The sequence below is a fragment of the Paraflavitalea soli genome (genome assembly GCF_003555545.1).
GTDB classification, from domain to species: domain Bacteria; phylum Bacteroidota; class Bacteroidia; order Chitinophagales; family Chitinophagaceae; genus Paraflavitalea; species Paraflavitalea soli.
In genome coordinates this window covers 6597486-6609246 of the sequence record NZ_CP032157.1, presented here as the reverse complement: position 1 = coordinate 6609246, position 11761 = coordinate 6597486, and the positions used below count along the sequence as shown (strand labels likewise).

11 protein-coding genes are annotated in these 11761 nt (G+C 42.4%); all 11 read right to left on the bottom strand.

The features are described from left to right. Nucleotides 1-3: 3 nt before the first annotated feature. Entirely contained in the window at nucleotides 4-1074 is a 1071-nt protein-coding gene (locus D3H65_RS25395; RefSeq protein ID WP_245999587.1) for a glycosyltransferase family 4 protein, read from the bottom strand. Nucleotides 1075-1156: 82 nt separating this feature from the next. After that, a complete protein-coding gene (locus tag D3H65_RS25390; RefSeq protein ID WP_119052984.1) occupies nucleotides 1157-1969 on the bottom strand; it encodes an FkbM family methyltransferase in 813 nt (270 codons plus the stop codon). Between the two features lie 24 nt (nucleotides 1970-1993). Next, the gene (locus tag D3H65_RS25385; protein ID WP_119052983.1) at nucleotides 1994-3547 is read right to left on the bottom strand and encodes a GMC oxidoreductase; all 1554 of its coding nucleotides are present in this window, start codon (nucleotides 3545-3547) and stop codon (nucleotides 1994-1996) included. A 20-nt stretch (nucleotides 3548-3567) separates the two neighbouring features. Beyond that, the gene (locus tag D3H65_RS25380) at nucleotides 3568-4407 is read right to left on the bottom strand and encodes an aldo/keto reductase (protein ID WP_119052982.1); all 840 of its coding nucleotides are present in this window, start codon (nucleotides 4405-4407) and stop codon (nucleotides 3568-3570) included. Further along, a complete protein-coding gene (locus D3H65_RS25375; RefSeq protein ID WP_119052981.1) occupies nucleotides 4400-5671 on the bottom strand; it encodes a glycosyltransferase family protein in 1272 nt (423 codons plus the stop codon). Before D3H65_RS25375 ends, D3H65_RS25380 begins: the two co-directional genes overlap by 8 nt. Continuing rightward, nucleotides 5668-6771 carry a glycosyltransferase family protein gene (locus tag D3H65_RS25370; protein WP_162915812.1) on the bottom strand — a complete coding sequence of 368 codons (1104 nt, stop codon included), beginning with the start codon at nucleotides 6769-6771 and terminating at the stop codon, nucleotides 5668-5670. Before D3H65_RS25370 ends, D3H65_RS25375 begins: the two co-directional genes overlap by 4 nt. A 112-nt stretch (nucleotides 6772-6883) precedes the next feature. Further along, nucleotides 6884-7609: an FkbM family methyltransferase gene (locus tag D3H65_RS25365; RefSeq protein WP_119052979.1), complete on the bottom strand. Its 726-nt coding sequence runs from the start codon at nucleotides 7607-7609 to the stop codon at nucleotides 6884-6886. Next, a complete protein-coding gene (locus D3H65_RS25360; RefSeq protein ID WP_119052978.1) occupies nucleotides 7609-8646 on the bottom strand; it encodes a glycosyltransferase in 1038 nt (345 codons plus the stop codon). The genes D3H65_RS25365 and D3H65_RS25360 overlap by 1 nt, the downstream gene beginning before the upstream one ends. A gap of 13 nt (nucleotides 8647-8659) precedes the next feature. Then, on the bottom strand, nucleotides 8660-9979 hold the full coding sequence (locus D3H65_RS25355) for a glycosyltransferase (RefSeq protein WP_119052977.1): 1320 nt from the start codon (nucleotides 9977-9979) through the stop codon (nucleotides 8660-8662). 16 nt (nucleotides 9980-9995) lie between these two features. Then, on the bottom strand, nucleotides 9996-10778 hold the full coding sequence (locus D3H65_RS25350) for a class I SAM-dependent methyltransferase (protein WP_119052976.1): 783 nt from the start codon (nucleotides 10776-10778) through the stop codon (nucleotides 9996-9998). Nucleotides 10779-10862: 84 nt separating this feature from the next. Further along, nucleotides 10863-11759, bottom strand: coding sequence for a glycosyltransferase family 2 protein (locus D3H65_RS25345; RefSeq protein WP_119052975.1), 897 nt, complete (start codon nucleotides 11757-11759; stop codon nucleotides 10863-10865). Nucleotides 11760-11761: the final 2 nt, after the last annotated feature.

Here is an 11761-nt window from a genome sequence, read left to right as displayed (position 1 = left end):
TTCTTATCTGATTAAGGTTGATTGAATAGAGTTTACTATAGCGCTAAAATTCCATGAACGGATTATCTCTTCTGAATGTTGCCCCATGAGGGCCGGTTTTGTGGAAATGTTTAGCAGGTGCTTATGAAGTTGCTCAACATTTCCATGAGGGAAGATATAACCATTTTGCCCTTGTTGGATAAGATCAACAGCTCCGCCTACCTTATCGCTTGCCAGTACAGGCAGACCGCTTGCCATAGCTTCATTTAAAGCCAGGCCCCAGGTTTCACCTGGCCCAACTGAAGGCAGTACAAAGATATCTCCCAACCTGTAGACAACAGGCATGGTTTGCTGATTTTGAAAATCCAGGAACCTGACATTTTCAAGGCTGGCAGCTTCCTTCTTAAGATCATTTTCCAGCTTACCGTTTCCTACCAACAAAAACTTTAACCGGCTATTCTTTACTATCCTGGCAAGCTTTAGAAGAATACCAGGGTCTTTTTTGGGTTCCAGCTTTCCTGCAAATAACACAACGATATCGTCTTGCGTAAATCCGAGTTGGGCCCTCCATTCCTTTGCACGTAAGGAGTAGGTTCCATCAACATCTGCAAAACGGCTGTTATCAATCGCATGGGGAGCAAAAACAAGCTGGCCATTTCTCAAACCGTGCTTTTCGAAATAAGCTTTATTATTTGTTCCTGTATACAACGCAATATCTATATGGCGGTACACCCATTTCAAGAAAATTCGCCGGAGTATTTTCTTTAGACCTTCCTGCTCATCCAATAGGGTAGAATCACCACGAAAAAGAATGGGGATCTTGCCATGAAAATATCTTAAGCATTTTAAATGACTATCGAAGCTCCAGCCAAATACAAACAATGCATCAGGGGCCCATTCCGTCAATTCTTCCTTTAAGTCAGGGTTAACAATTCCCTTAAACTTATGCGTTCCAGGATCGGGAGACACATTCTTTACAAAGGAATACTCATAGCCCCCAAGCAATGGTATATCCCATTCTATAATTTGCCCAAACCCCGGATCAAAGTTCTCTCCAAGTTTGGACTGCTCCCATGTATAAAATACCTTAATCATTATCTTCCCGGATTGGGCTAAAAGCCGGAACCAGGGGGCATTATACTGAATGGGATGTGTAGAAATAATAGCCAGCCGCATATTAACAAGGAATACAAAGTACCATATGGGGAACGCCTTCGATTTTATCAAAATCCGCTTTCGAGCGGAGCACATTCTTTATATCAGGCATTTCATCCAACAACAATCCTTTATAATTATACCGTTCAAAAAACAGACCTGCTGCATCCTTGGTCTTTTGACCATGCAATTCAAGCAATATGGTGGGTCTTTTTTCAGTGAAAACACGATGCCCATTATGCAAGGCGAACTCTTCTGCCGATTCCAGATCAAACTTTATAAAATCGGGCATATCAATCCCTCTTTCATAAACAAGCTCGTCCACGCCGCTGCAGGCAACCTTTATTATATTCAGTTCGGATTCAGATTCCCGGTATTCTTTCCCTAATCCGTATGGTCCTGAAGACCCTTGCAAGTTATTTACAAATTTCAGCTCTGCATGTTCCGGGCCAACTGCCATATGATGGATATATACATTGGACCATCTATTGTTAGTTGGCAAAACCTTTAATGTTTCATAGTTATCGTTCGAAGCTTCGAATGTATGCACCTTGCCTTTTTCGCCTGCAATCTTCCTGAATGATGCCGTATAATAGCCAACATAAGCACCGCAATCCCAAACTACATCGCCCGCCTTTATATATTCTGCAAAATTTATCCGGTCAAATATCCATTGGTCATAATTACCCAGCCAATAGGATCCATTGACTCTGATATCTAACCTGAGCACAGCGCCTTTGGCTGGTCCGGATCTTACTTTCAAATCACTGAACCCATTCTTTTTGGGCACAAGCAAATACATTAACTGTTTGGCAGCTGTTTTAATTATGGACATATAAATGTGTTTGAATAATACTATTTACTTACCTGACGCAATCTTATTAACCAACCGATGGGCCAATGCCAGCAGGGTAAGGGTTGGGTTGGAATGAGAAGCTGTTGGAAATACAGCTGCACTACAGATATACAGGTTCTCATGCCCCCATACCTGCAGTTCTTTATTGACTACCCCCTCATTTGCAGATGAGCTCATTCTAGCTCCGCCCATATGATGATTTACATCCGTCAGACAGTTTTCCCAATCGGGATTATCCTTCTTTATATATGGCTCCGGATGTACTTCTCCAAGCGACAATCGGCTCATTTCTTCACCCAGTACTGCTGACATTGTTACCACTGTATCCCAGGTTTTGTGGTTCACCGACCAATTGATGCGCGCCTGTGGAATACCAAATTGATCGATGTTTTTTGACAAACCAATGTAGCTATCACGTACGGGTTCTTGTTCCAGCATGAGTACCAAGTTACCTTTCGCACGGTGCTTGTAAACAAAATGCCTCGAGGTGTAGGCGAAAGCACTGAATACATAGCTATTGATATTTCCTGCGACTGTTTTGGCAGAGGTGATCCTGCGGGTTTTCATAAACCTTCTGATCTCTGCATAGGGATCAAACTCTTCATCAGGATAGTCAAACATTATGCTGGCCGATCCATTTAATATCCGGTGTCGACGCTGTAATGACTCAGAAGCACTTAACCGGACAGAATATTTTAGGCCGTTTTTAACATGTGTATTAAAAAGAGATTGCAGTTTATAGGGTTTGTTGGTTGCTACTATACCCACTTTTATGCAGGGATGGTCCATGAAGCACTTACCCAGCCAATCTGAATGATTTCCAATACCGCTAGTAATCTGATGTCTGTTGCTTAATAAAATGCGGATTGTTTCAATCCCTCCTGTTGCCATGATCAACTGGCTGGTCCTTATGGTGTATGTATCCTGCTTAAAATTACTTACTTCAATATTTTCGACCCTGCCATCCTCACCCAGCAAGATCTTTGTTAATACCGCATTATATACGATGGTAACCGTCTGCTCTAACTGCGTCCAGTACAAACGTTTAAAATTGGGCTCTGGAGCCCATTTTGAGAAATGATACCGCAAGAGCTGATTATTAAATGCAGGCTTTTGCATCCCTAATAATTTCAGCACTTCTTCATCGTAATCTTTCGTATCAATTTTCATGAAATCATTAGCCTGCATATAATACTCCTGCAGGTCATTACTGGCAAGTGGCCATCCGCTATTAGCTACCCAATCCCTGGCTTCAAAATCAATAGGAGAAAAGGGCAATGATTGCCCACCCCAGGCGATAGTAGTGCCTCCAATGGCCCGTTTACGACCCCAAACAGCATTCGAAAGCGTTTTACCTGTTTGTTCTACCGTGTTCAACTCCTGCCGTTTTTCATCTTCTGAAAAATGTCCGGATTCCAACAGTAAAACACGCTTACTCCTTTTAGCCAGTTCCACTGCCAGCAATATACCGGCAGCTCCTGCCCCTACTACCACTACATCGAATGAAACTTCTTTGGAATATGAAATTGCTTCTTTATTTAAATCAATCGCCGGCATTAAATATCAGATACTATTATTTATTGTATATAACCTTTGAACCCTTCAAGATTTTGCTTCAATATCTCTAGTCGCCGAGTAGAAAAAAGCAGCTTGTTATTACCAGGATCTTTCGCATAAGCAGCCAACTTATATCCGCCAATGTTTTCTGTAATTCCCGGTGGAATACTTCTGCTATTCAAATCTTTCAGGCAACTATGAATGAAATGCTGCTTACCGGGAAACTGTTGCTTTAGTTGTAGCCCGCCAGATCCTGCCTCGTATTGTAGAACATCCCATTTTAGTAATTCTCCCGGAGTTAATGTAAGCAGGTTCTGACTTCCGGTAGCAACGCCTAAAAATCTGATATGCCCTTTTTGTTGCTGGTCGAGCAAATACTGATGTGCATCCTGATCCAAAAAGCCAGGCAGCCCTTCGTGTAAAAAATAATAATCTATATAATTTGTTTGCAATCGCTTTAAGCTTTGCGTTAAGCTATTATGGATCTCTGTGGTTGTAATCCGGCGATAGGGCAACAAAGCTGGGGTTACCGGTTCAATTTGCCCCTGTTGAACGGGTGGCGGTGCTTTTTTTAATGCTTTCCGATAATAGTTCAATGGCAGCGCAAAAGCAACCGGGACCGTCAATGGTTTTGCTGAGCCCAGACCAAATTTAGTTGTGATGGTTAATTTATGCCTTTTGTTCTTAATAAATCTGCCCACCAGGTCTTCTGCATACCCCTGGCCATATAAAGGAGCTGTATCGAAATGAGTAATACCGGAATTGAAAGCCGTTTCCAATAGCCGAATCACTGATCCGTAGGTTTTCATACTCGTTAGTCCGGCAGTTCCAAAACCCAATTTTTGATATAGCTCAGGCATAAGCACGATCTAATAGTTTTGCCAATGTATTGGTTATAGAAAAGGCAGAGTACTGTTCAAACACTTCCATCTTTACAGAAGCAGGTTGAAAGCTCTCGATCCAGGAGATATATGAGGCATATGTTTTATTAAATCCTTCTACCAGCTTATCTAAATGATCAGGATCTATTGGATAACAAATGCCAGCTCCGGTACTTTCTATCACTTGCAATGCAGTTGAATCTTTATGAAGAACGGCCAGCAAAGGTTTACCGGATAAAATTCCCTGAAATACTTTAGAAGGCGTATAATGCATTTCTGTACTGCCCAATATCAGCACTCCCTGACTCATATTCAAATGCACTAATACATCCAGATAAGGAATGCGTTTGGGATACTCGAAAATTACCTTTTGCCACAATCCATACTTTTCAGCCAATGGCTTTATATTGTATCCTTCCGGATCATCAGGCGTTTTACCAGTACCAATAAAGTGGATCTCCAGATTCTCAAACATGGCAGGCATTGATGCAATAGCTTGCAATATCTTTTCCAAAGGTTCATACGCTTTAGGCAACATAGCTCCCGCATACACCAACTGTAGCTTACCGGGCCTTTGGACAAACAGGTAGGGATGTAATCCTAATTCCTTTACTTTCTCATGATCTCTCTTCTCACCTCCGTATGGCATTGCACCAAACAAACATTCACCTGCCAAATGAAGATTTCGCTCCTGCACGCCTTTATAATATCCTTCTGCTACACCCGTGATAAGAGATGCTTTCCTGATAGCTATGGGCTCCAGCAAGCCCGATAAACGGGTGCTAAACCAATGCCTTGAAAAAAATTTATTACTACCCGGAAAATTATGCACCCAAGGATCGATATAATCGATGCCATACCTTACACCGGTAGAATTGTGTAGCCACCTCCCCAATAGTGCCACATAAAATGAGGGGATAGGAATATATAAAAAATCAATCTTCTGTTCCCGGATAATCTTCTTTGCCCTTTTATACAATTGAAAAAAAGCACGTAGTCCAATATCGCCAATCAGCCGGGGCCGACTAACTTTAAACGCTGATACCTTTTCTATAGACAGTTCTTCCGGCAATAATTTTGCAAGATTATGATCCAGTGCTTCCTCATAATACTCTTCATGCACTGTCAATATAACAGGCTGCCAGCCAAATGCAGGTAAATGTTGTGCAAATAATCTGGAACGGTGTACTGCAGCCAGGTTAGAGGGTGGAAAGTGAGGCGAAATAATCAGGATCTTCTTCATGATAGACCAGGAATGTTTCTTATTTGTGACATCAATAAACCTTCTTCTGATTCCCAGTTATACTTTTCTATTGCAAGCTCATAGGCCTGCTGTTTGCACTGTTGTAAATAATCGGGCTTATTGTAAAAGGTCTCCAAATAACCGGCTAACTCTGCAGGATTGTTATGACCATATAAATGACCGATGCCAGGATGTTGCTCCATAAATAACCGTTGCGCTTTTGTATCCGATGCCAAAACACAGTTGCCAGCAGTGAGATATACAAAAAGTTTATTAGTGAGGCACCGGTCTCTGTTCTCATTATGAGGCACTTCTGAAGCCATGCCAATATCATATGAGGCGGCTACGCTAAACAAGTCATCCGCCGGCACAGGGGGTAAAAAATGAATTGCCTCACTGTTGTGCGCCATATTACTTAGCCGTTGCCGAAAATCATCTGAACAACTTCCCATAACATGAAACTGAATATCGTAATCCGGAAGCAGTTTTATAGCCTGAACAATGGTTTCAAGTCCCCTGTTTTCGCCTACCGTTTGTGAGAACCAGAATAAACGTAAAGTTTTGTCAACCCTTTTTACGGGGAGGTGCAAAAATGCTTTACTAAACACATTATTGATAACGGGAATAGGCCTATTCACAAGGGGCTCGTAAGCTTCTGCAATAAGTGGCGAAGCGGCTATAAGGAAGTTACAAGCTGGCAAAAACTTCTTTTCAAGGAATACTGCGGTGGCATGCATTTTATCGAAAGACGGATCAAATTGCCCGCTGTACAGATCTTCCAGGTCAAATCCGGCTGCTGCTTTATGTTTACGGGCGGCCCACACAGCCGGGGGCAAAGCACCGAGGTTATGGGCCATGTAAAGATCGGCTTTGACCTTTCGGGATGCCCGCCACAAGAAATAAGCTGGTCTTGCAATAGCAAATGCAGCAAATAAGCCAGGCCAGGCCCCCATCATTTGCCTGCTTACTTTATGTATAATACGGGAAAACCAATATTGCAGCCGCCGATGTGAAGGACTGCCTCCAATCAGGATGAAATCATTCCTATCCAGATCACCCTTTTCAAAAAGTATTTTATCCGTTTTTACGGCCCAATCCACCCAATAAGAATACAGTACAATTACCTCAAATCCTGCCCGCTTCAGCGTTTGGTATTCCTTTACCATCCTGGGATTGGTAGAAGGTTGCCCCGTAGTAACGATCACAATCTTCTTACGCATATCTCTTATCGGCCCTGAAAGCAGAATTTTCTTTCACAAAGATCAGATCGGTTTGCCACAAAGCCTGGTCCAGTGGACGTCTTGCTGAAACTGAGCAAATATCATAGGCCACAAATCCGTAATCATACATAAAATTGACAACATCCCTAAACAGAGGTACCCCTTTATGAATATCCAATAATGATACCTCCGTTACAATTACATCCAGAGTAGGCAGGTATTTTTCAAAGCCTTTTAATATTTCTACTTCATAACCTTGCACATCTAACTTGATCATATCTACCTTGACAATCCCTTCCTTTGAAAAAATATTATCCAGGGTTTCTGTTTTTAATGCTATAGCCGGAACATGTTGATCAAAATGTTCATCCAGCACAGAGCTGGCTGTTTCCATAAGGTGAAAGGACACATCCTGACCTGCTTTACTTCCCAGACAATTCATAAACAATTTAGTGTGGCCGGGGTATTTTCCTGTCACTTCTTTCAGCCCTGCTTCTTTCTGCGGATTGGCCTCAAACATATAGAATGTAGCATCCGGAAATGTCTTATACACCTCGGTAGTAAACTCACCTTCGTAAGCACCCACATCAGCAATTACTTTTGGTGCAAAGCCATTGCGTTTCAGGTTTTCAATGCTCCAATATATATGTGGAGCACCTAATTGCAATTTTATCTTACGTTTTACTGAGTCTGGTATCAGAGATAATAAACTGGCCATTATGATAATTGTTGTGTATAAATATTTAAGTAGTCGAGTGCAATGCGGTGGTCGCTATATTTATCTTCTGCCTCAACCCGGCAATCTGCCCGCTTAATAGTGCCCAGCTCGCTAATAAACGATGCCATCTCCTCTACTGTATCACATAAAAAACCCGTTTTGCCATGCTGAATGCCTTCCGGGACACCACCATTCCTAAATGCGATAATGGGAGTACCACAGGCAAATGCTTCGGGTAATACTACCGGGAAAGGCTCGTACCATTCTATGGGTAATAGCATGGCTGCAGCTTTGCCCAATAAAGCATTTTTTTGCACATTATCTACGACCCCAATGTACTGTATTTGTTCGCCGTCAAACTGAGGTTTCAGTTCTTTTTCAAAATACTCCTGTTCTTCTTTCAGCGGTGAGATATTACCTGCAATAATAAGTTTTCGCCCGGTAAGTCTGGCCGCCTGAATAGCGCTATGTGCTCCTTTACATCTTTCCAATCTTCCCAGGAATACCAAGGGAGCGTTATCTACATCAACTGTGGCATTAAAACTAAATTGGCTTACAGGCGCACAATTATAAACTGTTTTCCAATCACCTCCTCCGGGCTGCCCGGTTCTGACTATGGCATCAGAGACTGCTGTATAAGTGAGGTTACGTACACGCATTTTATTCAGGCCACTGATATTGGAAGGAGTGATGTATCGCATATAGGTTTGTACTTTCCGGATACGTGACCATGCAATCGGGAATAACCAGGCCAGTCGGCCAAAATTATGGATCACGTCATGATTACCTATCTCTTTGTACAAAATACGGGCTACCGTTCCCAGCAACGAGTAATTGATCTTGATAGATTGTATATCTGCATTCTCTCCATATTGAATTAATCTTCCGGGAGATATTGAGTTAGGGCCTGCCACCAAGGTCACTTCGTGTCCCATCTCTGCATACTTATTAGCAATATCTGCAATTACCCGCTCTATTCCACCATAATGCTTTGGGGGCACTGGAATAGCGGGATCCATTAACAATAAAATGCGCATATTAATCTTTACATTAAAAATTATATAAGTTCAGGTATTGTTCGCCCACGCTGTCAAAAGAGGCAGGTTGCTTAACATTCCTTTTAAGCCGGGGTAACAGGTCTTTTTCTGTTATTAACCGTGTTACCTGGTTTTTAAAGCCCAATATGGATTTAAAAGGGAATAATAATCCGTTCTCTCCGGATTTTATCAATTCTGCATTTCCGTATACCTCACTCGCTAAAACAGGTAAACCTGCTGCAAATGCTTCCTGTATCACAAGCGGTGACATTTCTGAAAATGCTGAAGCCAGGCAAAATATATCATGCTGACCAAAAGCCGATAGTAATTGATTACGTGGTAAAAGACCTCGCCAATGAATGTTCTTTCTTCCCTGCGCAAGGCTATGGCAATAGGTGTTATATTCATTATTCTCCTCCTGACCATAAATACTCAATTCAATACTATTCTCCGGTAAATCCTGTAGTGCTTTTAATATGAGATGGATTCCTTTAACCGGATTGATACGCCCTGCATAAACCAGCTTCAGTGAATCAGGCCGATTAAACGATAGGTTTACCAATTGCGCATTGTTATCTATATAAGGTAATGCTTGCTTTATGGTAATCAACTTATCTTCCGGAAACCCATTTAATAACATCATCTTTTTAAACCAATCGGTCAACACAATTACTTTTTTACAGGCTCCTGCTATTCTAACCAGTTCCTGCTGCAGGCTATGCATCCTGTTGACCATTGACAACCCTGTACCTAAAGGATTATTCCAATATCCGGCATCAATGCCAATTGCATGCAAACCACTGCCGGCCATGGCGATGAGATGTGCCATCCAGGCAGGTTTATTGTGGTGAACCATAGCACATGCAGCACATCTTTGGGATTTAATAACACCATTACAGAGCTCTTTCTCCTTGTATATAAGTGTTTGAACCCTGCAAATTTGTCCGGCCAGGTGCATTGTATAATATGTGTCGATTCCTAATTCTGCACTTGTTTCAAGATGTGCAACCGAAATGCCGCTACCGCCATTGATGTCATGAAAATGCACAGCGTCTGGCTTTTCCAATTGAAGATACTCTTTGAAGTGAATCAGGCCATCCGGCCTGGCGATACCCATTTTATGCAGGCGTCCTACCTTGGTCGGTTCAGGGTATTTTGTAACTTTAATATTGTCATATATGTAGGTATCATATTCATCGGTAAAATAATTAGGTACCAGCACTTCTGCTTCAATACCATGTTTTTGAAGATATTTACATAATGACCACACATATACTTCTGTACCACCCACAGCATGTGGTAGAAAGAAAGGCAAAACCTGGATTATCTTCACGTATATAAGATGTTATTCATTTTACAGCTACTCCGATTAACACAAAAGGGCCGTTCATTTTAAGTTCATCGCATGCAGCCGGGTGATTAAACTGTACTATTTCAAAATCGTCGGTAGTTTCTTTTAGCACAGGGTCGAAGCGGCGTCCCCTGGCCACGCGCTGTATCCATCTGCCGGCGCGGACGAACGGGTTTGACCAGAGCTGATGCAGGTCGCCCCTGACCTCACTTTTTAACTTTCCCCGCAGATTCAATTGTTGACCAAATAATTGAATGTCCCTAAATCCGGCGGACTCCAATAACGCATAAAATTCTGCAGCTGTATATTCCTTTTCATGAAAATCCCACCGCACATTGCCATCCGGGCTACTGACATTTATATTGGGAGTACTGATGATCAATTTGCCACCGCTTCGCATCAGCTTCTGAACCAATTGTAAGAACTCAAGCGGTTGTGAAAGATGTTCGAGGGTCTCGAAACTAATAACATAATCAAAGGGGCCTTTGCCTGATACCTTTTCCAGACGGCAACAATCATCTAAAATGAATTCTGTTTGGGCCATGCGAAACCGGTCATTCGCGATCTTTAAGGCATGTGTGCTGACATCAACACCGACAACCTGGCATTGACTTCCGGAAGCGAGGTAATTAGAGCCATAGCCTACACCACAGGCGGCATCCAGTAAGAGTGCAGGAGTTTGGCGATCAATTTGATCGAGCGCAAACATGTACCTGTGAATATGATTGGCATAGTATGCAGTCCAGGCAGCAGTTCCTGGCTCTATTCTTTCTATTGTCATGGTTAATCAAGATGTGGTTATATAATAAATTGGATTTCACTCGCCTCTTAATTCCGGAATTATACAACAACATCTTTCTAACCTCTATATACCGTTGGGGTATTGATTCCTGCGGGCACCTTTGATCAGGTCCACCGCATTCATATCACTTTCCCTCAACAGCATAAAAGCTTGTTTCCACCTTACCTTAAATAATTTCCGAAATATGATTTCCCGTGCCCGTAGATTTTTCAGGTTCCTCAGTGCCATCTCACATTCGTCTTTAGACAAGGGACAATCAGGATGAAGAATTGCTTCTTTATATATCTTAAATTGATTAATTGCGTAATAATTATTCTTATGTCCTTCGCTGATCTGCTGGCCTTCATGCTGACGCCACCAGATCAATTCAGGAGGCATTTGGATGAGCGGGAACCGGCGGGACATCTTCAACCACATTTCAGAATCACCCACATAGGGTTTACCACTAAAGCCCTGCACTGCTTCAAATGCTTCCCGTTTAAAAATAGCTCCCGCAGGTCCCATGGTAATTAAGGCGCCCTTAAAGAAAAAAGCCCTGTACGCGTCCGCAGGAGAAAGCAACAAAGGAAAAGGTTTTGTACCTGAAGCACTATAGGACATCAGTCCAAAACCGGCAGCAGGTTCTTTTTCCATACACCACACCATGGCTTCGAGGCCCCAGGGGTAGATGGTGTCGTCAGAATCAAGGTACTTGAGGTATTTACCTTTTGCATATCCTGCGGCCTTATTGCGGTTATTGTAATCGCCCAGGTTACGTTCATTAACATATAACCGTATCCGGTTATCTTTTTCTGCATACGACTGAGCAATACTTACTGACCGGTCGGTTGATGTATCATCTACGATAATCAACTCCAGATCTTTCCATGAAGAAGCCAACACGCTTTCAATGGCTTCGGCCACGTATTTCTCACGGTTATACATGGTCATTAAAACACTTACGAGGGGTTGAGGCTGCATGA

Bases quoted from the DNA above. Each gene is read 5' to 3' on its own strand.
- D3H65_RS25395 (WP_245999587.1), bottom strand. From the start codon at position 1,074: ATGATTAAGGTATTTTATACATGGGAGCAGTCCAAACTTGGAGAGAAC.
- D3H65_RS25390 (WP_119052984.1), bottom strand. From the start codon at position 1,969: ATGTCCATAATTAAAACAGCTGCCAAACAGTTAATGTATTTGCTTGTG.
- D3H65_RS25385 (WP_119052983.1), bottom strand. From the start codon at position 3,547: ATGCCGGCGATTGATTTAAATAAAGAAGCAATTTCATATTCCAAAGAA.
- D3H65_RS25380 (WP_119052982.1), bottom strand. From the start codon at position 4,407: ATGCCTGAGCTATATCAAAAATTGGGTTTTGGAACTGCCGGACTAACG.
- D3H65_RS25375 (WP_119052981.1), bottom strand. From the start codon at position 5,671: ATGAAGAAGATCCTGATTATTTCGCCTCACTTTCCACCCTCTAACCTG.
- D3H65_RS25365 (WP_119052979.1), bottom strand. From the start codon at position 7,609: ATGGCCAGTTTATTATCTCTGATACCAGACTCAGTAAAACGTAAGATA.
- D3H65_RS25360 (WP_119052978.1), bottom strand. From the start codon at position 8,646: ATGCGCATTTTATTGTTAATGGATCCCGCTATTCCAGTGCCCCCAAAG.
- D3H65_RS25350 (WP_119052976.1), bottom strand. From the start codon at position 10,778: ATGACAATAGAAAGAATAGAGCCAGGAACTGCTGCCTGGACTGCATAC.
- D3H65_RS25345 (WP_119052975.1), bottom strand. From the start codon at position 11,759: ATGCAGCCTCAACCCCTCGTAAGTGTTTTAATGACCATGTATAACCGT.